Origin of the sequence: Anaeromyxobacter soli, assembly GCF_022808855.1 — a bacterium.
Classification (GTDB): domain Bacteria; phylum Myxococcota; class Myxococcia; order Myxococcales; family Anaeromyxobacteraceae; genus Anaeromyxobacter; species Anaeromyxobacter soli.
Map to the genome: position 1 here is coordinate 12,753 of NZ_JAKZLF010000034.1, position 22,727 is coordinate 35,479.

At 71.6% G+C, this 22,727-nt stretch carries 19 protein-coding genes; 17 read left to right on the forward strand and 2 right to left on the reverse strand.

The window, feature by feature from the left end; translation table 11 throughout:
• Window positions 1-249 precede the first annotated feature (249 nt).
• A complete protein-coding gene (locus tag MLV88_RS19325; RefSeq protein ID WP_242339082.1) occupies window positions 250-3,033 on the reverse strand; it encodes a vitamin B12-dependent ribonucleotide reductase in 2,784 nt (927 codons plus the stop codon).
• 591 nt (window positions 3,034-3,624) lie between these two features.
• Here MLV88_RS19325 and lepA point away from each other — a divergent pair.
• The 8 genes from lepA to MLV88_RS19365 are packed head-to-tail and all read left to right on the forward strand — an operon-like array spanning window position 3,625 to window position 11,633.
• Window positions 3,625-5,430 carry a translation elongation factor 4 gene (gene lepA, locus MLV88_RS19330; protein WP_242339079.1) on the forward strand — a complete coding sequence of 602 codons (1,806 nt, stop codon included), beginning with the start codon at window positions 3,625-3,627 and terminating at the stop codon, window positions 5,428-5,430.
• A 7-nt stretch (window positions 5,431-5,437) separates the two neighbouring features.
• Complete coding sequence (lepB, locus tag MLV88_RS19335) at window positions 5,438-6,460, forward strand: signal peptidase I (RefSeq protein ID WP_242339076.1); 1,023 nt, start codon at window positions 5,438-5,440, stop codon at window positions 6,458-6,460.
• 20 nt (window positions 6,461-6,480) lie between these two features.
• Window positions 6,481-6,999: a hypothetical protein gene (locus tag MLV88_RS19340; protein ID WP_242339073.1), complete on the forward strand. Its 519-nt coding sequence runs from the start codon at window positions 6,481-6,483 to the stop codon at window positions 6,997-6,999.
• Between the two features lie 11 nt (window positions 7,000-7,010).
• Window positions 7,011-7,547 (forward strand): bifunctional pyr operon transcriptional regulator/uracil phosphoribosyltransferase PyrR, encoded by a 537-nt coding sequence (gene pyrR / locus MLV88_RS19345; RefSeq protein ID WP_242339069.1) that lies wholly within the window; start codon window positions 7,011-7,013, stop codon window positions 7,545-7,547.
• Window positions 7,544-8,494, forward strand: a complete 951-nt coding sequence (locus MLV88_RS19350) for an aspartate carbamoyltransferase catalytic subunit (RefSeq protein ID WP_242339067.1) — start codon at window positions 7,544-7,546, stop codon at window positions 8,492-8,494. The genes pyrR and MLV88_RS19350 overlap by 4 nt, the downstream gene beginning before the upstream one ends.
• Before the next feature lie 36 nt (window positions 8,495-8,530).
• Window positions 8,531-9,832 carry a dihydroorotase gene (locus MLV88_RS19355; RefSeq protein WP_242339064.1) on the forward strand — a complete coding sequence of 434 codons (1,302 nt, stop codon included), beginning with the start codon at window positions 8,531-8,533 and terminating at the stop codon, window positions 9,830-9,832.
• Window positions 9,829-10,947 carry a glutamine-hydrolyzing carbamoyl-phosphate synthase small subunit gene (gene carA, locus MLV88_RS19360; RefSeq protein WP_242339062.1) on the forward strand — a complete coding sequence of 373 codons (1,119 nt, stop codon included), beginning with the start codon at window positions 9,829-9,831 and terminating at the stop codon, window positions 10,945-10,947. Before MLV88_RS19355 ends, carA begins: the two co-directional genes overlap by 4 nt.
• Entirely contained in the window at window positions 10,944-11,633 is a 690-nt protein-coding gene (locus MLV88_RS19365) for a hypothetical protein (protein ID WP_242339059.1), read from the forward strand. Before carA ends, MLV88_RS19365 begins: the two co-directional genes overlap by 4 nt.
• Before the next feature lie 54 nt (window positions 11,634-11,687).
• Here MLV88_RS19365 and MLV88_RS19370 read toward each other — a convergent pair whose 3' ends face one another.
• On the reverse strand, window positions 11,688-12,236 hold the full coding sequence (locus tag MLV88_RS19370; RefSeq protein ID WP_242339057.1) for a bifunctional nuclease family protein: 549 nt from the start codon (window positions 12,234-12,236) through the stop codon (window positions 11,688-11,690).
• 163 nt (window positions 12,237-12,399) lie between these two features.
• On the opposite strand from MLV88_RS19370, the gene MLV88_RS19375 reads away from it, so the two are divergent.
• From MLV88_RS19375 to rlmN, 9 genes are all read left to right on the forward strand, one after another.
• The gene (locus MLV88_RS19375; RefSeq protein WP_242339054.1) at window positions 12,400-13,536 is read left to right on the forward strand and encodes a PAS domain-containing sensor histidine kinase; all 1,137 of its coding nucleotides are present in this window, start codon (window positions 12,400-12,402) and stop codon (window positions 13,534-13,536) included.
• 380 nt (window positions 13,537-13,916) lie between these two features.
• The gene (locus tag MLV88_RS19380) at window positions 13,917-14,624 is read left to right on the forward strand and encodes a carbohydrate deacetylase (RefSeq protein WP_242339052.1); all 708 of its coding nucleotides are present in this window, start codon (window positions 13,917-13,919) and stop codon (window positions 14,622-14,624) included.
• A gap of 112 nt (window positions 14,625-14,736) precedes the next feature.
• Complete coding sequence (gene icd / locus MLV88_RS19385; RefSeq protein WP_242339049.1) at window positions 14,737-16,050, forward strand: NADP-dependent isocitrate dehydrogenase; 1,314 nt, start codon at window positions 14,737-14,739, stop codon at window positions 16,048-16,050.
• A gap of 36 nt (window positions 16,051-16,086) precedes the next feature.
• Window positions 16,087-17,025 (forward strand): malate dehydrogenase, encoded by a 939-nt coding sequence (mdh, locus tag MLV88_RS19390; RefSeq protein ID WP_242339047.1) that lies wholly within the window; start codon window positions 16,087-16,089, stop codon window positions 17,023-17,025.
• Between the two features lie 322 nt (window positions 17,026-17,347).
• Window positions 17,348-18,511 (forward strand): ADP-forming succinate--CoA ligase subunit beta, encoded by a 1,164-nt coding sequence (gene sucC / locus MLV88_RS19395; RefSeq protein ID WP_242339046.1) that lies wholly within the window; start codon window positions 17,348-17,350, stop codon window positions 18,509-18,511.
• Between the two features lie 42 nt (window positions 18,512-18,553).
• Entirely contained in the window at window positions 18,554-19,573 is a 1,020-nt protein-coding gene (gene sucD, locus MLV88_RS19400) for a succinate--CoA ligase subunit alpha (protein ID WP_242339045.1), read from the forward strand.
• Between the two features lie 44 nt (window positions 19,574-19,617).
• The gene (gene ndk, locus MLV88_RS19405) at window positions 19,618-20,058 is read left to right on the forward strand and encodes a nucleoside-diphosphate kinase (protein WP_242339044.1); all 441 of its coding nucleotides are present in this window, start codon (window positions 19,618-19,620) and stop codon (window positions 20,056-20,058) included.
• 150 nt (window positions 20,059-20,208) lie between these two features.
• Window positions 20,209-21,573 carry a hemolysin family protein gene (locus MLV88_RS19410; RefSeq protein ID WP_242339043.1) on the forward strand — a complete coding sequence of 455 codons (1,365 nt, stop codon included), beginning with the start codon at window positions 20,209-20,211 and terminating at the stop codon, window positions 21,571-21,573.
• Window positions 21,574-21,585: 12 nt separating this feature from the next.
• Window positions 21,586-22,713 (forward strand): 23S rRNA (adenine(2503)-C(2))-methyltransferase RlmN, encoded by a 1,128-nt coding sequence (rlmN, locus tag MLV88_RS19415; protein ID WP_242339042.1) that lies wholly within the window; start codon window positions 21,586-21,588, stop codon window positions 22,711-22,713.
• Window positions 22,714-22,727: the final 14 nt, after the last annotated feature.

A 22,727-nucleotide genomic window follows, 5' to 3' on the forward strand; every position in this document is an offset into this window, starting at 1 on the left:
ACCCGCGACCCGCGACCTCGACCTCGATCCGACCCCGACCCCGACCCCGACCCCGACCCCGACCCCGACCCCGACCCCGACCCCGACCCCGACCCCGACCCCGAGGAACCCCGAGCAAGAACGCGACCTCTGCCCGCACCGGAAACCCCGACGTGGGCGGGCCGAGAACGGCGCGCGCCGGAGCGGAAGGTCCGCCCCGGCGCGCGTGATGTCAGGCCGCCGCGATCCGCGGCGGAGGTCGGGCGGAGGCTAGCTGCAGCCGGTGGTGGACCCGCAGTTCACGCACTTGTAGCAGGCGCCGTTCCGGACCGTGATCGAGCCGCAGGTCGGGCAGGGCGGTGCGTCGCTCTCGCGCTTGTACGCGGTCTGGATGCCGTTCGTGCCGTTTGCCTGCGTCGCCGCCGGGAGCGGCTTCGCGTCGACGGTCTGCTGCGCCGCGCGAGCGGAGGGCGCGGCCGGAGCGGCGCCCGGCGGCAGCGCGTTCGCGGCGGTCTCGGTGGAGGCGGTCTCCTCGCTCGGGAGGAACTTCAGCGCGAGCCAGCGGAACAGGTAGTCGGAGATCGACTTCGCGATCGGGATGTCCGGGTTGCCGGTGAAGCCCGACGGCTCGAACCGCATGTGGCTGAACTTGTCACAGAGCACCCGCAGCGGGACGCCGTACTGGAGGGCCATGGAGATGGAGGTCGCGAAGGAGTCCATGAGGCCGGAGACCACCGACCCCTCCTTCGCCATCGTGATGAAGACCTCGCCCGGCGCGCCGTCGTCGTACATGCCGACGGTCATGTACCCCTCGTGCCCGCCGATCGAGAACTTGTGCGTGATCGAGCGGCGCTCGTCGGGGAGGCGCCGCCGCGCGAGCCGCTCGCCCGTGGGCTCGCGCTTCTCCTCCTTGGCCTTGCCGGTGTTGAGCGGCTGGCTCCGCTTGCAGCCGTCGCGGTAGACCGCGATGGCCTTGAGCCCGAGCTTCCAGGCCTCGACGTACGCCGTCTCGATGTCCTCCGGCGTCGCGTTCGTGGGCATGTTGACGGTCTTCGAGATGGCCCCCGAGAGGAACGGCTGGACCGCGCCCATCATGCGGATGTGGCCCATGTAGTGGATCGAGCGGGTGCCGTTCTGCGGCTTGAACGCGCAGTCGAACACCGGCAGGTGCACGTCGCGGAGCTCGGGCGCGCCCTCGATCGTCTCGACCTCGTCGATGAACTGGAGGACCGAGGCGATGGACTCGGCCGAGTACCCGAGCCGCTGGAGCGCGAGCGGGACGGTGTTGTTGACGATCTTGAGCACGCCGCCGCCGACGAGCTTCTTGTACTTCACGAGCGCGATGTCCGGCTCGATGCCCGTGGTGTCGCAGTCCATCATGAACCCGATGGTGCCGGTAGGCGCGAGGACGGTGACCTGCGCGTTCCGGTAGCCGCTCTGGGTCCCGATCCGGAGCGCGTCGCTCCAGGCGTCCCGCGCCGCGTCGAGCAGCGGGCGCTCGACGAAGGTCGGGTCGATGCGGTCCACGTGGTTCGAGTGCTTGCGGACGACCCCGAGGAACGGCTCGCGGTTCTTCTCGTACCCGGCGAACGGCCCCATGCGCTCCGCGATGCGGGCGCTCATCGCGTACGCCTCGCCCGTCATGAGCGCGGTGATCGCCGCCGCGCAGGCGCGGCCGCCGTCGGAGTCGTACGGCAGGCCGCTCGCCATGAGCAGCGCGCCGAGGTTCGCGTACCCGAGCCCGAGGGGCCGGTAGGCCTCGCTGTTCTGCCCGATCCGCTCGGTCGGGTACTTCGCGTTGGAGACCAGGATCTCCTGCGCGAGGATGGTGAGGTCCACCGCGCGCTTGAAGGACTCGACGTCGAACGCGCCGTCGATCCCGCGGAAGTGCATGAGGTTCAGCGACGCGAGGTTGCAGGCCGAGTCGTCGAGGAACATGTACTCGGAGCACGGGTTCGACGCGTTGATGCGGTCCGTGCCCGGGCACGTGTGCCAGGCGTTGATGGTGGTGTCGAACTGCATGCCCGGATCACCGCAGAGCCAGGCCGCCTCGGTCACCTGCTTCATGAGGTCCCGCGCGCGGACGGTCTCGAGGGCCTTGCCGTCCGTGCGGGCCGTGAGCTCCCAGGGCCGGTCCTCGTGGACGGCGCGCATGAACGCGTCGGTGACGCGGATCGAGTGGTTCGCGTTCTGGAAGAACACCGAGTCGTAGGCGCCGCCCTTCACGTTGAAGCCGCCGTCGTAGCCGGCGTCGATGAGGGCCCAGGCCTTCTTCTCCTCGTCCGACTTGCAGGCGATGAACTCGCCGATGTCCGGGTGATCGGCGTCGAGGATCACCATCTTCGCGGCGCGCCGCGTCTTGCCGCCCGACTTGATGACGCCGGCGAAGGCGTCGAAGCCGCGCATGAACGAGACCGGTCCGGAGGCCTCGCCGCCGCCCGAGAGGAGCTCCTTCGAGGAGCGGATCTTCGACAGGTTCGAGCCGGCGCCGGAGCCGTACTTGAAGAGCATCCCCTCGGTGTGGGCGAGCCGGAGGATGGAGTCCATCGAGTCGCCGACGGAGTTGATGAAGCAGGCGGAGCACTGCGGGTGCTCCTCCACGCCGACGTTGAACCAGACCGGCGAGTTGAAGCTCATCTTCTGCCGGTACACGAGGTGGGCGAGCTCGGCCTCGAACGCGGCCGCGTCCTCCTCCGTGGCGAAGTAGCCGTCCTTGCGGCCCCAGGCGGCGATCGTCGAGACGACCCGGCCGACGAGCTGCCTCACGGACCGCTCCCGGGCAGGGGAGCCGATGGAACCCCGGAAGTACTTCGACGCGACGACGTTCGTCGCCAGCATCGACCAGCTCTTCGGGACCTCGACGTCCCGCTGCTCGAAGATGATGGCGCCGCCCTCGCCGTTGATCTGGGCCGTGCGCGTCTCCCAGACCAGCTCCTCCGCCGGATCCACTCCCTTCGTCGTGAAGGTGCGCGGGATCGCGAGCCCCTTCCGCGCGCTCTTCTTCGCCGACCGCGTGCCCCTCGGCCTCTGCCCCGTGACTTCGCGCTCCATCATGTCCCTCGTCCTCCGCCCCGCGCGCTCCCGGTGAGCGCGGGCAAACGCCTGCCCCTACGGCGCACACGCGTTCACGCGTGCGGCCGGCCGATCGAACGTGCCTGCGGCATCCCTCAGTGGTGTGCCGAAGGTCTACCAGCCGCCTCTGTCAGAGGCAGCGATGTCTTGGATTTCCCCTCGCGTAGCGCCGCATTTCCGCCCTTCGCCCTTGCGACGCCGCCGTACTCCCGACCGCTAACTCTACCAGCCGACCGCCTGATGTCAACGCGTGACTACAATATATGGTGCCATACACGTATATCAACACAACCCACGGGTATTGCAGGGGCTCCTCTTAAGGGTGAGCCAGGGTGGGGTGCAAGCGACCGGGTTCATCGGGACGCGGCGCGGGTCGCGCGCGCCAGGGCTCCTCGGCTCGCCTCCGCGAGGCGCGTGATGCCGAGCGCGGCGGACCGATATCACGTCGGCCTGCCATCCGAGCGTGCCGCGTTGCCGCGGGGCTCGGCCGCTCGAAGCGGCCGCCGGAGCGAGGCAGGTCGTGGAGGGCGGCGTGGCCCCTGGGGAACGCGCGTGTTACAAGCCCCGCGTTCCATGCCCCAGTCGAACGCGCACATCCGCAACTTCTCGATCATCGCCCACATCGATCACGGCAAGTCCACGCTCGCGGATCGCCTCCTCGAGCACACCGGGACCGTGAGTGAGCGGCACGCGCAGGCGCAGTTCCTCGACAACATGGAGCTCGAGCGCGAGCGCGGGATCACCATCAAGGCCCAGACCGTCCGCATGCGCTACCGCGCCCGCGACGGGAAGGACTACGAGCTGAACCTCATCGACACCCCCGGTCACGTGGACTTCGCCTACGAGGTGTCGCGCTCGCTCGCCGCGTGCGAGGGCGCGATCCTCGTCGTCGACGCCACCCAGGGCGTCGAGGCGCAGACGCTCGCGAACGTCTACCAGGCGCTCGACCACGACCTCGAGATCATCCCGGTCATCAACAAGGTCGACCTGCCGAGCGCGGACGTCCCCGGCGTGCGCGCCGAGATCGAGGAGGTCATCGGCCTCGACGCCTCGGAGGCGGTGCCGGCCTCGGCCAAGGAGGGCATCGGCATCGGGGAGATCCTCGAGGAGATCGTCCGCAAGGTGCCGCCGCCGAAGGGCGATCCCGAGGCGCCGCTCAAGGCGATCATCTTCGACTCCTGGTACGACTCGTACCGCGGCGTCGTCATGCTGGTCCGCGTGTTCGAGGGGACGCTCGCGCCGAAGCAGAAGATCCAGCTCGTCTCGAACAAGAAGCGGTTCGAGATCCAGGAGCTCGGCATCTTCGCGCCGTTCGCGATGCCGGTGCAGCAGCTCACGGCGGGCGAGGTGGGGATCGTCGTCGCCAACGTGAAGGACGTCCAGGACGCCAAGGTCGGCGACACCGTCACCGAGGCGGACCGGCCCACCGAGGACCCGTTCCCCGGCTTCAAGGTCGTGAAGCCGATGGTCTTCTCCGGCGTCTTCCCCATCGAGGCGAAGGACTACGAGCAGCTCCGCGACGCGCTCGAGAAGCTGCGCCTCAACGACTCCGCCTTCACCTTCGAGCCCGAGACCTCGACCGCGCTCGGGTTCGGCTTCCGCTGCGGCTACCTGGGGCTCCTGCACATGGAGATCGTCCAGGAGCGGCTCGAGCGCGAGTACAACCTCGCCCTCATCACCACCGCGCCCTCGGTCGTCTACCGCGTGACCGACACGCTGGGCGAGGTGCTGGAGATCGACAACCCCGCGAAGCTCCCGCCGGTCCAGCGGATCGCGAAGCTCGAGGAGCCGCACCTCACCTGCCACATCCACGCCCGCACCGACGACGTGGGCGCGATCCTGCAGCTCTGCCAGGACCGGCGCGGGGTGCAGCGCGACCTCAAGTACGTCGGCACGAAGCGCGTCCAGATCACCTACGACATCCCGCTCGCCGAGGTGGTCTTCGACTTCTTCGACAAGCTGAAGAGCGTGTCGCGCGGGTACGCGAGCCTCGACTACGAGCTGAAGGGCTACGAGGAGGCCGACCTCGTGAAGCTCGACATCCTCATCAACGGCGAGCCGGTCGACGCCCTCAGCGTCATCGTCCACCGGGAGCGCGCCTACCACCGCGGCCGCGAGCTCTGCCAGCGGCTCCGCGAGGTCATCCCGAAGCAGATGTACGAGGTCGCCATCCAGGCGGCGATCGGGGCGAAGATCATCGCCCGCGAGACGGTGAAGGCCTTCCGCAAGGACGTCATCGCGAAGTGCTACGGTGGCGACATCAGCCGCAAGCGCAAGCTCCTCGAGCGCCAGAAGGAGGGCAAGAAGCGCATGAAGCAGGTCGGCTCGGTGGAGATCCCGCAGGAGGCCTTCCTCGCCGTGCTGAAGGTCGAGGAGTAGCGCCGGCGTGGATCGCGACGCCCGCCGGCTCGCCCGGGCTCGCAAGGACGCGCGCCGCTTCGCGCGCGACGCCCGCCGGCTCGCGGCCCGCGACGCCCGAAGGCTCGGGGCGGCCCGCGCGGAGATCCTCGCCGCCGCCGACGAGGTGGACGCGGCCGCGGCGGAGGGCGAGCCCGCGCGGCTCTCGGCCGCCCTGCGCGCGCTCGACGCGCTGTGGGAGGTGCACCTCGCCCGGCGCGCGCGGCCGCTCTGGCGGGAGTACGCCGAGTCGATGCTCGTGGCGGTGGTCGTCGCGCTCTTCCTGCGCGGCTTCGTGGTCGAGGCCTTCAGGATCCCCTCGGGCTCGATGGTCCCGACGCTCCTCGTCGGGGACCACATCTTCGTCTCGAAGCTCGCCTACGCGATCCGGGTCCCCTTCACGCACCTGCGACTCCTGGAGCTCGGCGTGCCCAGGCGCGGGGACGTCATCGTGTTCGAGAACCCCCGCGAGCCGGCGAAGGACTACGTGAAGCGCGTGGCGGGCGTTCCGGGCGACGTGATCGAGCTCCGGGAGCAGGTCCTCTACGTGAACGGCGTGCCGCAGCCGCGCTCCCCCGATGGAGAGCTCCCCTACGAGGAGCGGAGCGACGCCACCGGGGCGCTCTTCTCGGACACCTGCCGCCGCTACCGCGAGGCGCTCGCGCGCGGCGAGCTGGCGCGGCCGGACGCCGCGGACGCCGCCGGTGCGGAGGCGAGCTGGCAGACGGGCGCGGCCGCGGGCGTCGCGACCTACGACGTGCTCCAGTGCCGGCGCGCGCGCCTCGCCGCGCGGGAAGGGCCGTTCGAGATCGTCCGGCCCGGCCACGTGTTCGTGCTGGGGGACAACCGAGATCGCTCGGCCGACAGCCGGGGCGAGGGCGGCTGGCAGGTGCCGTTCGATCACATCGCCGGGCGGGCGACGGTCGTGTTCTGGAGCTGGGGGGACGGGGGAGGGCTCCGGGGCGACGGCCGCGGGCCCCGGCTCGATCGCCTTTTCAAACGCATCGAGTAGCTGGTAGAAGATCCACCTCGATGCACGTCCCTCCCGTCGACCCCGCGCGCGCCCACGGCGCGCCGCGTCCTCGGGACGCGCGTTCGGGCCCCCGCCGCGCCGAGCGCGGCGCCGTCTCCTGGGTGACCCTGGTCCTCCTCGCCGGCCTCGGCGGCGGCGCCTACTGGCTCTGGGTGTGGGGACCGGTCTACGTGGTCCACTACGAGGTGAAGCAGGTCGTCCACGAGTACATCAACCAGGCGGTGCGGAACCCGCGGGACGCCGAGCTGGTGCGGAACATGGTCCACAAGCTCGAGACGCTCGCGAAGGTGGACGGGGTGGACGCCTACGGCGGCCCGGCCCGAGTCCCGGCGGTGGTGGTCGATCCCGCCGACGTGACCTGGGAGCGCGACGCGAACGCGGCGCCGCCCACGCTGCACGTCGCCTTCCAGTACGAGCGGTCCGTCACGTACCCGTTCCTCGATCGGACGGGGACGCGGGTGTTCACGGTCGACGTCGACGGCGACCTCTCCCGGCCGAACTGGGGACCGGAGCGCTGATGGAGGTGGAGATGAACGCACAGGAGCTTCAGCGCGCCGTGAAGCGGCTCGCCGAGGAGATCGCCGAGCGCGCGAGGGCCGCCGGCGCGGCGCCGCGCGACGTGGCCATCGTCGGGATCCGCCGCGGGGGCGTCCACCTCGCGGAGCGGATTCGCGCCGAGCTCGCCCGGAGCCTCCGCGCGGAGCCGCCGCTCGGGACGCTCGACATCGCGCTCTACCGCGACGACCTCTCGGAGCGAGGGGCGGCCCCCATCATCGGACCGACCGACATCCGGTTCCCGGTCGCCGGCAAGCTCATCGTGCTCGTGGACGACGTGCTCTACACCGGGCGGACCGTCCGCGCCGCGCTGGACGAGCTCGTGGACTTCGGCCGCCCGCGCCGGGTGTGGCTCGCGGTGCTCGTCGACCGCGGCGGGCGCGAGCTGCCCATCGCCGCCGACTTCGTCGGCGTCCGCCTCCAGGTCGCGGACGAGGACGTCGTCGAGGTCCGGCTCACCGAAGGCGGCGCCCCCGAGGACGCCGTCGTCGTGAAGAGGAGGGGGACGTGATCGGTCGCCACAAGCATTGCATCGCGCTCGCCGACTACTCGCGCGCGGAGATCCTCGAGGTCCTCGACCTCGCCGTCTCCATGAAGGAGGTCCTGCAGCGGCCCATCAAGAAGGTGCCGAGCCTGCGGGGCAAGTCGGTCGTGAACCTCTTCTTCGAGGCCTCGACCCGCACGCGCAGCTCCTTCGAGATCGCCGCGAAGGTCCTGTCCGCCGACGCGCTCAACTGGACCTCCTCGTCCTCCTCCGTGACGAAGGGCGAGACGCTCATCGACACCGCCCGGAACCTCGAGGCGATGCGCCCGGACGTGCTCGTCATCCGCCACTCGGCGGGCGGCGCGCCCCAGCTCGTCGCCGAGCACGTGGGCTGCGCGGTCGTCTCCGCGGGGGACGGCGCGCACGAGCACCCGAGCCAGGGGCTCCTCGACTGCTTCACGCTGCGGGAGAAGCTCGGGACGCTGGAGGGGAAGACCGTCGCCATCGTGGGCGACATCAGCCACTCGCGGGTCGCGCGCTCCGACATCCACGCCATGACGAAGCTCGGCGCGCGGGTGCGGCTCTGCGGGCCGCCCACCATGATCCCCGCCGGCGTCGAGGCCCTCGGCGCGACGGTGCACTACGGGCTCCGCGAGGCGATCGAGGGGGCGGACGCGGTGGTGATGCTCCGCATCCAGCACGAGCGCATCGGCGACCCGCTCATCCCGGGCACGCGCGAGTACTCGAAGCTCTGGGGGCTCAACGCGAAGAAGGCGGCCGAGTGGCTGCGTCCGGAGTGCGTGATCCTCCACCCCGGCCCGATCAACCGCGGCGTCGAGCTGTCGCCCGAGGTCGCGGACGGGCCGCAGAGCGTCATCCTCGATCAGGTGCAGAACGGGGTGGCGGTGCGGATGGCGATCCTGTACCTGCTCGCCGGCGGCAACCCCGCCGAGTCGGGCGAGGCGAAGGCGTGACGCGCGCGGCCGGACCGGCGCGTGAGCGGGGACGACATGGCTGAGGTGCTCTTCATCGAGGGTGGTCGGGTCATCGACCCGGCGAGCGGCACGGACGGCGTCCGCACCGTGGTCGTCCGCGACGGGAAGATCGCGGAGGTCGCGGAGCGCCTGGAGCGTCCGCGCGACGCCCGGGTGTTCGACGCCCGCGGCAAGTGGGTCACCCCGGGCTTCATCGACCTGCACGTGCACCTGCGCGAGCCGGGGCAGGAGTACAAGGAGACCGTCGCGACCGGGGCGCGCGCCGCCGTCGCGGGCGGCTTCACCGCCGTCTGCGCGATGCCGAACACGAAGCCCGTGAACGACAACGCGTCGGTGACGGAGCTCGTGCTCGCCCGCGCCGCCGCGGCGGGGCTCGCCCGCGTCTATCCCGTCGGCGCCATCTCGAAGGGCTCGAACGGCGAGGAGCTCGCCGAGTTCGGGGAGCTCCTCGCGGCCGGCTGCGTCGCGCTCTCCGACGACGGCCGCCCGGTCCTCTCCTCGGCGCTCATGCGCCGCGCGCTCGAGTACGCCAAGGCCTTCGGGTTGCCGCTCACGGTCCACGAGGAGGATCTGCAGCTCGTGGGCAAGGGCGTGATGCACGAGGGGGCCGCCTCCACCCGGCTCGGGCTGAAGGGCATCCCGGGCGCCGCGGAGGACGTGATGGTCCTGCGGGACATCGCCCTGGCGGAGCTGACCGGCGGCCGGTTGCACATCGCGCACGTGTCGAGCCAGGGCGCGGTTCGCGCCGTCCGCGCCGCCAAGGCGCGCGGGCTCGCCGTGACCGCGGAGGTGACGCCGCACCACCTCGCCCTCACGGACGAGGACGTCGCTGCGTCCGGCTACTCGACCGACTACAAGATGAACCCGCCGCTCCGCTCGGCCGAGGACGTGCGGGCGTGCCGGGAGGGCCTCGCGGACGGGACGATCGACGCCATCGCCACCGACCACGCGCCGCACTCGGCGGTGGAGAAGGACGTCGAGTTCGACGCGGCCTTGAACGGGATCACCGGGCTCGAGACGGCCTTCCCCGTCTGCCTGTCCCTCGTCCGGGCGGGCGCGCTGCCGGAGCGGCGCCTCGTGGAGGCGCTGACCATCGGCCCCGCGCGCGCGTTCGGCCTCGCGGGCGGGGCGCTCGCCGGCGGGGCGCCGGCGGACGTCGCGGTCCTCGACCCCGTAGCGGAGTGGACGGTCGACCCCGCGCGGATGTACTCGAAGAGCCGGAACACCCCGTGGAAGGGAAGCCGCCTCACCGGGCGTTGTGTGATGACGATCGTGGGCGGCCGGATCGTCCACGAGGAGGGCAGGACGGAAAGATGAAGCGGGCCATCCTCGCGCTAGCGGACGGCACGACGTTCGAAGGTCGCTCGTTCGGCGCGGCCGGGGAGGCGACCGGCGAGGTCGTCTTCAACACGTCGATGACCGGGTACCAGGAGATCCTGACCGACCCTTCGTACGTCGGGCAGATGATCTGCATGACGTACCCGGAGCAGGGGAACTACGGCGTCAACGGGCCCGACGACGAGTCGGTCCACCCGCACGCGACCGGGTTCATCGTGAAGAACTACGCCGAGGAGCCCTCGAGCTTCCGCGCGGAGCGGAGCCTCGAGGCCTACCTGGCCCGGTACGGCATCGTCGGGATCGCGGGGATCGACACCCGCCGGCTCACGCGGCACCTGCGCACCGCCGGCGCGCAGATGGGCGTCATCGCGACGGACGGGAGCGCGAAGGCGCTGGTCGAGCGCGCCCGGGCGCTGCCCGGGATGGAAGGGCAGGACCTCGCGACGCGCATCTCGACCGATCGCCCCTACTCCTGGAGCGAGACCGGCGCCGACGCGTGGTCGGACTCGGAGCGGCCGCAGGCGGAGCCGCGCTTCCACGTGGTCGCGTACGACTGGGGCCTGAAGCGCGCGATGCTGCGGCTCCTCGCCGAGCAGGGCTGCCGCGTCACCGTCGTGCCGGCGCGCACGACCGCCGCGGAGGCGCTCGCGCTGAAGCCGGACGGCGTGTTCCTCACGAACGGGCCCGGCGATCCCGCCGCGGTCGTGGGCGCGCAGGAGACCGTCGCGGGGCTGCTCGGGAAGACGCCGATCTTCGGGATCTGCCTCGGCCACCAGATCCTGGCCCTCTCCGTCGGCGCGAAGACCTACAAGCTCAAGTTCGGCCACCGCGGCGCGAACCAGCCCGTGAAGGATCTCGCCACCGGCAAGGTGGACATCACGGTCCAGAACCACGGGTTCGCGGTCGACGACAAGACGCTCGGCAAGCGCGCCCGGGTCACGCACCTGAACCTCAACGACGGCACGGTCGAGGGCATCGAGATCCTCGACGCGCCGGCGTTCAGCGTGCAGTACCACCCCGAGGCCTCCCCCGGCCCCCACGACGCGCGGCAGCTCTTCGGCCGCTTCGCAGCGCTCATGGAGCGCTCGCGATGAGGCTCGGGGAGCTCCAGGAGCGGCTCCTCGCGTGGGCGACGGCGGAGGAGCGGAAGGAAGAGCTGCTCGCCGCGCGCCGCGTGCACTTCGAGGCCTACGGCGAGCCGCACGACGAGGACCGCACCTACGAGGTCCGGCTGAACGGGATGCTGGACTTCTACCTCTACGACTTCCGCCCGTCCGGCGGCACGGGCACGACGCTCGAGCGGTTCCTGGAGTCGGAGGGGGCGGCGCTCTCGGCGGAGGACGCGAACGCCTACCACGAGCTCTCGAAGACGCTCCACGGGCTGTTCGAGGTCCGCAAGCTCTCGGAGGGCAAGGTCCGGGTGCGCGACGTGTTCACGGGTGGTGACTACGACGTGACCGAGCGGCGCACCACCGCCGGGCTCGAGAAGGGCGACCTCCTCGAGGCGCGGCTCCTGCCCTACGACGGGACCCTGCTCTTCTCCGGCGCGTTCCTCTACCACCCGCGCGAGGCGCGCAAGCCCATCCTGGCCGAGGTGAAGCGGCTCAAGAAGGCGGCCGGGAAGGGCAACTCGGCGGACGTGCCCGCCTTCCTCGCGCGCCTGGCGCGGATGGCGATGAAGCTCGAGCGGTACCGGAACGTGCGGCTCGAGTCGATCTACGACTTCTCGCCGGAGCAGCAGCACGCGGCGACGCCGCGCCCGCCGGCGAAGACCGGCTGAGCGCCGTCACCGGCCCCGCGGCACGCCGAGGCTCCGCGCAAGCGGCGGGCGCCATCAGAGCCGCAGCGGGTCGTCGCCCGCCTTCGCGGTCAGCGCCGCGTGAGACTCCCGGAGCTCCTCGGGCGTGAGCCCGGCCTTGGCGAGCAGCCGCCGGCTCGTGAAGATCGGCACCCGCGAGGCGAGCGCGAGGGCGAGCGACTCCGAGGGGCGGGCGGTGACCTCCACCTCGCGCCCCCCCTGCTCGAGCCGGACCCGCGCGCCGGTCGAGGTCTCCTCGGCGGCGTCGATCTCCACCGCGCGGACGCGCGCGCCGAGCGCGTCGAGCGCGCGACCCAGCAGGCTCTCCTGCGCCCGCCCCAGACGCGCCCCCACCCCCAGCGCCTCGCCGTCCGGGACGAGCAGCGGGAGCACCGTCCCGCTCGCTCGGTCGCGCAGCACGACGAGCGCCGCGGGTCCCTCCGGCATCGGCAACGCCGCGGCGAGCTCGAGCTCGACCCGCCCGTCGGGCGCGGACGCGGGCTTGGGCGCGGCGGTGGTGAGCAGCGCCAGCGCCGCCGCCGCGGAGATCGCGATGGGCAACGAGATCGACCCGGCGGCAGGCATCGGACGGTCGCTCCTCCCGGCGCGCGCCGGCGCGCCTCGCTCGAATGTGGGGTCCGCTCCTCTTCGCGCGCCACCGCGCCCCTGGGCGTCCGGCCCCGCGGGCGCCCGCACGGCGGGCGGGCGGGACTTCTTTCCGGCGGCCCGGGGCAACACCCTCAATGCGGTGGACTTCTCGCTGCTCGACTCCGTGCCGGACGCGATGGTCATCGCCGACGAGGGCGGCGAGATCGTGCACGTGAACGCGGAGGCCGAGCGGCTGTTCGGCTGGCCGCGCGCGGAGCTCTCGGGCCAGCCGATCGAGGTCCTCCTGCCTGGGAGGTTCCGGGCCATGCACCGCGCCCACCGCGGCGGGTATCACGCGGCGCCGCGGCGGAGGCCGATGGGGCTGGGCCTCGACCTGTCCGGCCTCCGGCGGGACGGGGCGGAGTTCGCCGCCGAGATCAGCCTCTCGCCCATCGAGGTGGACGGGCGGCGCTGCGTCGTCGCGGCCGTGCGGGACGTCAGCGAGCGCAAGCTGCTCGAGGAGCGGGCGCGGCAGTGGAGCCGCGCGCAGGAGAAGGCGCAGGAGGAGGTCCGCGAGCGGGACGAGTTCCTCTCCGTCGCGTCGCACGAGCTGCGCACGCCGGTCACGGCGCTCCAGCTCCAGCTCCAGCTCCTCCACCGGCTCACCGCGCGCGCGGGGACCGACATCCCCCGCATGCTCGAGCCGCGCGTCGAGGCGCTCGAGCGTCAGACGCGGCGCATCGCCATCCTCGTGAACGAGATCCTCGACGTCTCGCGTATGCGCCTCGGGCGGCTCCAGCTGCGCTACGAGCCGCTCGATCTCGCCGACGTCGCGCGCGAGGTGGCGGAGCACCTCCGCGAGGAGGTGGCGCGATCGGGATCGACGCTGCGCCTCGAGCTCGGCGCCGTCGTCGGACGGTGGGACCGGACGCGGCTCGAGCAGGTGGTCACGCACCTGCTCGTGAACGCGGCCAAGTTCGGGGAGGGGAAGCCCATCACGCTCACCGTCGAGGCCAGCGGGGCCCACGCGCGCATGCGCGTGAGCGACCAGGGCATGGGGATCGCGCCCGAGCACCACGCGCGCGTGTTCGAGCGGTTCGAGCGCGCCGTCCCCATCGCAAACTTCGGGGGGCTCGGCCTCGGTCTCTACGTCGCGCGCCAGATCGTCGAGGCGCACGGCGGGGAGATCCGCGTCGAGAGCGTGCCCGGCTCGGGGGCGACGTTCGTCGTGGACCTGCCGCGCGAGCCGCCCTCGGCGCGCGCGCCAGTGACCGTCGACGGGGCGGCGCTGCATTGATTTTGCGGGGACTGCGTCCCCGCCCCGCCGACGGCTGGCCGCCGTCGTCGGGGCCCCACCCCTGCTCGGCGGGGCCCGTGAACGGTCGCGCCCGCTTCGCGGGTTCGCGCAGGGGTGATCGCACGGGGACTGCGTCCCCGCCCCGCCGACGGCTGACCGCCGTCGTCGGGGCCCCACCCCTGCTCGGCGGGGCCCGTGGTCGCGCCCGCTTCGCGGGTTCGCGACCGTTCCCCGCCGGAGGGGCTTCGCCCCTCCCGCGCTTCGCGCGGGGCCCTCCCGCGAATGGGACCGCGCTCGCGCTCGCCCCGTCGCGGCGAGCGGGTTCCGACACGCTCTTGCGTGCTTGACCGGCGCGCCCGCGGGGGCGACGCTTCCGGAGCTTGAAGCTCCTCGTCGTCAACGCCGACGACCTCGGGTACGACCCCGAGATCGACCGGGGCATCTTCGAGGCGCACGCGCGCGGCCTCGTCACGAGCGCCACGGCCATGGTGGACACGCCGTTCGCGCGCGCGGCGCTCGCGGCGGCCCCGGCCACCCTGGGGGTGGGCCTCCACGCCGTCCTGGATCCGGGCATGTCGCGCGGCGCCGCGGAGGAGGCGCTCCGCGCGCAGCTCGCGCGGTTCGTGGAGCTCCGCGGGGCCGAGCCGACGCACCTCGACAGCCACAAGCACGCGCACGCGGCGCCCGCGGTCCTCGACGCATTCGCCGACCTGGCGCGGGAGCGCGGCCTGCCGGTGCGGGCCATCGACGAACGGATGCGCGACGCCCTGCGCGCCCGCGGCGTCGTCACTCCCGATCGATTCCTCGGGGACGCCGCGCTCCGGCCCGCCTGGACGGAGGAGGCGCTCGTCGCCGCGCTCGCGAGCCTCGGCGAGGGCACGACGGAGCTCATGGCCCACCCGGGTTACGCCCCGCTCCACGCGCGGACCTCGTTCGGGCGGGAGCGCGAGATCGAGCTCGCCGCGCTCTGCAGCGCCCGCGCGTGGACCGCCCTGGAGGCCTCCTGCGCGACGCGCAGTAATTTCGCGGGAGTGGCCGCGCGGGCCCGTTCGGGACCCCTCCAGGGCGCACGGATCGTCGACTCCTGAAGTCTGTAAGCCACCGATTTTCCGGGGCGTTTGCCGATGGCGCGCCTTTACTCCCCCTGGGCTGGGTGATAAGACCCGGCTCCACGTTTTCCCCACACGCGAGGTCCACCGTATGCCCGACGCTAAGCCCGTTGTGCCGAGGGATGGAGCCAAGATCACGCTGGTGAACGGGAAGCTGAACGTCCCCGACCGGCCGATCATCCCGTTCATCGAGGGCGACGGCACGGGCCGTGACATCTGGCGCGCCAGCCAGCGCGTGCTCGACGCGGCGGTCGAGAAGGCATACGGCGGCAAGCGCAAGATCGCCTGGACCGAGGTCTACGCCGGCGAGAAGGCGTTCACGAAGTTCAACAACTGGCTGCCCGACGAGACCATCGAGGCGTTCCGCGAGTACCTCATCGGCATCAAGGGACCGCTCACCACGCCGATCGGCGGCGGCATCCGCTCGCTCAACGTCGCGCTCCGCCAGCTCCTCGACCTCTACGTCTGCCTCCGGCCCGTCCGCTGGTTCAAGGGCGTGCCCTCGCCGGTGAAGCGCCCGGACAAGGTCGACATGGTGATCTTCCGCGAGAACACGGAGGACATCTACGCCGGGATCGAGTGGGAGGCCGGCTCGGAGCAGGCGAAGAAGCTCCTCGCCTTCCTCGAGAAGGAGTTCCCGAAGGAGTTCAAGAAGATCCGCTTCCCCGGCAGCACCGGCCTCGGGATCAAGCCCGTCTCGAAGGAGGGAACGGAGCGGCTCGTCCGCGCCGCGATCGAGTACGCGCTCCGCCTGAAGCGCAGGAGCGTCACCTTCGTGCACAAGGGCAACATCATGAAGTTCACGGAGGGCGCGTTCCGGAACTACGGCTACGCGCTCGCCGAGCGCGAGTTCGCCGACAAGGTCTACACCTGGGAGCAGTGGGAGCGGACCAAGGCCTCGAAGGGAGAGGAGGCCGCGAACGCCGAGCAGAAGGCGGCGCTCCAGGGCGGCAAGCTCCTCGTGAAGGACGCCATCGCGGACATCACGCTGCAGCAGGTGCTCACGCGCCCGGACGAGTTCGACGTCGTCGCGACCCTCAACCTGAACGGCGACTACCTGTCGGACGCGCTCGCGGCGCAGGTCGGCGGCATCGGCATCGCCCCCGGCGGCAACGTGAACTACATGACCGGCCACGCCATCTTCGAGGCGACCCACGGCACCGCGCCGAAGTACGCCGACCTCGACAAGGTGAACCCGGGCTCGGTGATCCTCTCCGGCGAGATGATGTTCCGTCACCTCGGGTGGAACGAGGCCGCGGAGCTCATCATCAAGGGCATGGACGGGGCCATCGCGGCGCACCGCGTGACCTACGACTTCGCGCGCCTCATGAAGGCCGAGGGCGTGGCGGACACGGTCGAGGTGAAGTGCTCGGAGTTCGGCGACGAGATCATCAAGCACATGTAGCTTCCTCGTACCTCTTCGCAGGAAGGGAGAAGATTCATGGCGGCTCGTAAGAAGATCGCTCTCATCGGAGCCGGTCAGATCGGCGGCACGATGGCGCTGCTCTGCGGCCAGCGGAACCTCGGCGACGTCGTCCTCGTCGACATCATGGAGGGCGTCGCGAAGGGCAAGGCGCTCGACCTCCAGCAGACCCGGGGCGTCCTCAAGTTCGACGTCGACGTCACGGGCGGCGGCACGAGCGACTACTCGATCATCCAGGGCGCCGACGTCTGCATCGTGACGGCCGGCGTGCCGCGCAAGCCCGGCATGAGCCGGGACGATCTGCTCAAGGTGAACCTCGACGCGATCACGAAGGTCGCGCAGGGCATCAAGCAGAACGCGCCGAACGCGTTCGTCATCGTCGTGACGAACCCGCTCGACTCGATGGTGTACGCGATGCAGAAGGTCACCGGCTTCGACAAGAAGAAGGTGGTCGGCATGGCGGGCGTGCTCGACACGGCGCGCTTCCAGTACTTCGTGGGCGAGGCGGCGGGCGTGGCGCCGCAGGACGTGACGGGCGTGGTGCTCGGCGGCCACGGCGACGACATGGTCCCGCTCGTGCGCTACTGCTCCGTGAACGGCACCCCGCTCACGAAGATCCTCGACAAGGCCAAGCTCGACGCGATCGTAGAGCGCACGCGCAAGGGCGGCGGCGAGATCGTCGCGCTGCTCGGCACCGGCTCCGCGTTCTACGCGCCGGCGGCGAGCGCGGTCACGATGGCGGAGGCGTATCTGCGCGACCAGAAGCGCGTGCTCCCGTGCTCCGCCTACCTCGAGGGCCAGTACGGCGTGAAGGACCTGTTCCTCGGCGTGCCGGTCGTCATCGGCGCGAAGGGCGTCGAGCGGGTCGTCGAGCTCGACCTCTCCGACGAGGAGAAGGGGATGCTCGCGAAGTCCGTCGAGAGCGTGAAGAAGTCGGTCGCCGAGACCAAGCTGTAGCGTCGGGTGGGCGTCCCGAGGGGCCGGCGCTGCCCGCGCCGCCCCCACCTCCCAAGTCCCCGCGCCGCGCGCCACGCGCGGGTGCGGTCTCGACCCGTGGCCGCCGGCGAGCGCGCGCCGCGCGGTGGCTCGCCGCAGGCGCGGGAGCGTCCTCAGGCCCTGATGGGCCCGGGGTGGAATCCAGCACTGCGGGAAGCGCCGGATCTGTGTAGAGGAGTGCCCCAAATCGATCCCGCTCACGCCCTCCGGCGCCGGGACGTGCCGAGCGCGCACGCCGGGCGAACGAGGGCGGACGCGCGCGGAGGCGAGGGAGTAACCCGCCGTGAAGATCCACGAATACCAGGCGAAGGACATCCTGAGGAAGTTCGGGGTCGCGGTCCCCCGAGGCTACCTCGCGGTCACGCCGCTCGAGGCCGAGGGCGCCGCACGGCAGCTCGGCGGCGGCATCTGCGCCGTGAAGGCGCAGATCCACGCCGGAGGCCGGGGCAAGGGCGGCGGCGTCCGCCTGGCGCGCTCTCCGGAGGAGTCGCGGCAGCACGCCGAGGCGATGCTCGGCATGATGCTGAAGACCCCGCAGACCGGTCCGGAGGGGCAGGAGGTCCGCAAGGTCTACATCGAGGAGGGCTGCCGGATCGCGCGGGAGCTCTACCTCGGGATGACCCTCGATCGCGAGGTGGGCCGGCTCGCGGTGATGGCCTCCACCGAGGGCGGGGTGGACATCGAGGAGGTGGCGGCGAAGCACCCGGAGAAGATCCTCCGAGAGTGGGTGGACCCGCTGACCGGGCTCATGGCGTTCCAGGCCCGCCGGCTCGCCTTCGGGCTCGGCCTGACGGGCGACTCGGTCGGCCAGTTCGTGCGCTTCGCGACGGGGCTCTACAACGCCTACGTCGCGACGGACGCGTCGCTCGCCGAGATCAACCCGCTCGTCGTCACCGTCGGGGGCGAGGTGCTCGCGCTCGACGCCAAGATGAACTTCGACGACAACGCGCTCTACCGGCACGCCGACATCGCCGCGATGCGCGATCCCGACGAGGAGGATCCCAAGGAGACGCAGGCGAAGGAGTACGACCTGCAGTACATCGCGCTCGACGGCGACATCGGCTGCATGGTGAACGGCGCCGGCCTCGCGATGGCCACCATGGACGTCATCAAGCTCTCCGGCGGACGGCCCGCGAACTTCCTCGACGTCGGCGGCGGCGCCGACGAGGACAAGGTCACCGCCGCGTTCAAGATCATCCTGTCGGATCCGCAGGTGAAGGCGGTGCTCGTCAACATCTTCGGCGGCATCATGAAGTGCGACGTCATCGCGAACGGCATCCTGGCCGCGGCGAAGCAGGTGGGCATCTCGATCCCGCTCGTCGTGCGGCTCGAGGGCACGAACGTGGCGCTGGGCAAGGAGATCCTCGCCCAGAGCGAGCTCGACATCATCCCCGCCGACGATCTCGGCGACGCCGCGCGCAAGGTCGTCCAGGCGGCGGCGGCGTAGCGGGGCGAGTCGAACGATACGGGTCGAAGGCGCGGAGGGCGCGTGAGCATCTACGTCGATCGAGACACCCGGGTGCTGGTGCAGGGCATCACCGGCTCGGCCGGGAGCTTCCACACCGAGCAGATGCTCGACTACGGGACGCGGGTCGTGGCCGGCGTGACGCCGAACCGCGGCGGCACCAAGTTCCAGGGGACGGTCCCCATCTTCCACACCGTCGACGAGGCCGTGCAGGAGACCGGCGCCAACGCGGCGGTCATCTTCGTGCCGCCGCCGTTCGCGGCCGACGCGGTCATCGAGTCGTCGGAGGCGGGCATCCCGCTCGTCATCGCGATCACCGAGGGCATCCCGGTCCTGGACATGATCCGGGTGCGGCGGTACCTCGCGGATCGCCCGCAGACGCGCCTCGTCGGGCCGAACTGCCCGGGCCTCATCACGCCGGGCCAGTGCAAGATCGGCATCATGCCCGGACACATCCACCGGCCCGGGCGGATCGGGGTGGTCTCGCGCTCCGGCACGCTCACCTACGAGGCGGTGAAGCAGCTCACCGACCTCGGTCTCGGCCAGTCCTCGGCGGTCGGCATCGGCGGCGACCCGGTGCACGGCACCGACTTCGTCGACGTGCTGCGCGAGTTCGAGGCGGACGGGGAGACCGAGGCGGTGATCATGATCGGCGAGATCGGCGGCACGGAGGAGGAGCGCGGGGCCGCGTTCGTGCGCGATCACATGACCAAGCCAGTCGTCGGCTTCATCGCCGGCCGCACCGCCCCCCCCGGCAAGCGCATGGGCCACGCCGGCGCCGTCGTCTCCGGCGGGAGCGGCACCGCCGAGGCGAAGATCGCGGCGATGCGCGAGGCGGGGATCAACGTGGTAGAAGGACCGCACCTGCTCGGCCGCGCGATGAAGGAGGCCCTCGAGCGTCGGAGCCGGCACCGGCCCGCCGCCGCGGGCAAGCGCGCGTCCTCCCAGGCGCCGGCGCGCAAGGGGGCGGCGTCCCGCAACGCGGCCCCCTCCCAGCGCGGCGGCAAGTCCGCCCGGAAGGCGGCGAAGCGGGTGCGCGACTAGGGCGCGCCCGCGATCACCCATCGAAGCACGAGGAGCAACGCAACATGGCGATCGAGCGCACCCTCTCCATCATCAAGCCCGACGGCGTCGAGAAGGGCGTCATCGGCCAGGTCATCGCCCGGTTCGAGAAGTCCGGCCTGAAGCCCGTGGCGATGAAGCTGGCGCACCTCTCCCGCAGCGAGGCGGAGGGGTTCTACGCGGTCCACAAGGCGCGTCCCTTCTTCAACGATCTCGTGAAGTTCATGACGAGCGGCCCCGTCGTCCTCATGGTCCTCGAGGGCGAGGGCGCGGTCGCGAAGAACCGCGAGATCATGGGCGCGACGGATCCGGCGAAGGCGGCGGCGGGCACGATCCGCAAGGACTTCGCCACGGACATCGAGAAGAACACCGTCCACGGGTCGGACAGCCCGGAGAACGCGAAGGTCGAGGTGAGCTACTTCTTCCCCGAGATCGCGATCCATTCGTACGCGTGGAAGAAGGTCTAACGTTCGGATGTTGTTAGGTTTAGTCGGGCCGGTACCCGATCGGGTGCCGGCCCGATTGCCGTTTCCGGTTACAATCAGTTCAACCCGTCCCCCCCGGACGGGTCTCGTCTCTGTCTCTCAGGGCAAAAGGAGCACGCGGGCTTGGATGCGGTGCCGACATGGAAGTGGCTGCTCGGGATCTTCTTCCTCGTCGCGTCCGCGTTCTGCTCCGGCACCGAGACGGCGCTGACGGCGCTCGGTGACGCGCGCGCGCGGCAGCTCCGCGACGCGGGTGGTCGGCGCGCCCGGATGCTCGGCGTCTGGATCGCGCACCCCGAGCGCATCCTCTCGACGCTCCTCATCGGCAACACCCTCGTGAACATCGGCGCGGGCGCGCTCGCCGCCGCCATCGGCGCGACGCTCGCCGCGCGCGCCGGCTGGAACGACGCCACGGGCGTCACCGGGGCGACGGCCGTGGCCACGATCGTCATCCTGTTCTTCGGCGAGATCATCCCGAAGACCCTCGCGAAGCGGCACCCGATCAAGGTGTCGCTCGCCCTCATCCCGTTCGTGAAGGCGCTCGCGTGGCTCATGTGGCCCCTCTCGTCGGCCGTCACGCGGGCGACGAGCGGGCTGTTCCGCCTGTTCGGCGGAGCGCAGGGAGCCACCGGCCCGGGCGTCACGAGCGAGGAGATCGAGTACCTCATCGAAATGGGCACGCGGGAGGGCGTCCTCGACGAGGTGAAGGAGGAGCTCCTCAACAGCGTGCTCGAGTTCGCCGACCGCGTCGCCCGGGAGATCATGGTGCCGCGCACCCGGATGGTGGCGGTCGACCGGGACGCGCCCCAGGACGAGCTCTTCCGGATCGTCACCGAGAACCCGTACAGCCGCATGCCCGTCTACGAGGGCTCGATCGACAACGTCGTCGGCGTGCTCCTCGTCCGCGAGATCATCCAGGACCTCCGCCAGGCGCGCGCCATCTCGCTCGAGCGGTGCGTGAAGCCGGCCTTCTTCGTGCCGGAGGGCATGAAGATCTCGCGGCTCCTCAAGGAGATGCAGCGCCGGCGCACGCACCTCGCGATCGTGGTGGACGAGTTCGGCGGGACGAGCGGCCTCGTCACCCTCGAGGACGTCATCGAGGAGATCGTGGGGGAGATCCAGGACGAGGGCGACGTGGAGGCCGCGCCGGTGAAGGCGATCGCGCCCGGCGTCTGGCTCGCCGAGGCGGGGATCCCGCTGCACGATCTCGAGGCCTACCTGAACGAGCGGCTCGAGGAGGCCGCCACCGCCGCGGGGGAGGAGCGCCCGCCGGAGGTGCGCTTCCCGGAGGAGGGGGACTACGAGACGCTGGGCGGGTTCGTGACCGCCACGGCCGGGCGCGTCCCCGCGGTGGGCGCGATCGTCGCCTGGGACGGGCTCACCTTCACGGTCCGGGCGGGCGACGAGCGGCGCGTGACGCGCGTCGAGATCGCCCGGCGCGCGGCGGCTCCCGAGGCGCCGACGGAGCCCGCGGCGCACGCGGCCAGCGGCGCTTAGAAGAGAGGCCCGATGACCGCGTTGCTCGACCCCGAACGGCCGGAGGCCCGGCCCGACCTCCGATCGTTGCCCCTCGACCACCTGACCGCCCTCGTGGCGTCGCTCGGGGAGCGTCCGTTCCGGGCGCGCCAGCTCTTCCGCTGGCTGCAGCAGAAGGGCGCGGCCTCGCTCGACGAGCTCTCGGACGTGCCGCGCGCGCTCCGCGCGGCGCTCTCCGAGCGCACGACGCTCACGACGCTCGAGCGGGCGACCGAGCAGCGCTCGGTCGACGGGACCATCAAGTGGACCTGGCGCACCCACGACGGGAAGCTCATCGAGTCCGTGTACCTGCCGGAGCCGGATCGCCGGACGCTCTGCGTCTCCTCGCAGGCGGGCTGCGCGGTCGGCTGCACCTTCTGCCTCACCGGCACGATGGGCCTCGCGCGGAACCTCACGCCCGGCGAGATCGTGGACCAGGTCCATCGGGCGAACCGGCGCATCGTCGAGCTCGGGGAGGGGGAGGGCCCGCGGCCCCTCACGAACCTCGTGTTCATGGGGATGGGCGAGCCGCTCGCGAACTACCGCAGCCTCAAGATCGCCCTCGACCTCCTCCTCGCCGAGGACGGCCCGAACTTCTCGCACCGCCACGTGACGGTCTCGACGAGCGGCCTCGTGCCGGTGATGCGGAGGCTCGGCGAGGAGACGCCGGTGAAGCTCGCCGTCTCCCTCAACGCGACGACCGACGCGCAGCGCGACGCGATCATGCCGATCAACCGGCGCTACCCGCTCGCCCAGCTGCTCGACGCGTGCCGCAGCTTCCCGGTCCGGAACGGGCGCCGGATCACGTTCGAGTACGTGCTCCTCGGCGGGGTGAACGACTCGCTCGAGGACGCGGCGCGGCTCGTCGGCCTCGTGCGCGGGATCCCGACGAAGGTGAACCTCATCCCCTACAACGCGAACCCCGGGCTGCCGTTCCACGCCCCCGCGCCCGAGCGCGTCGTCGCGTTCCAGGAGGCGCTCGCCGCGCGGAACCTGACCGCCGTCGTGCGCAAGAACCGCGGCCGCGACATCTCCGCCGCCTGCGGACAGCTCGCCGCGGAGGGCGGGCCCGGCGATCCGCGCCGCGCGCAGGCGTTGACCCGCCTGCCCGTGGCGGGCTAATCAGGCGGCCGGCC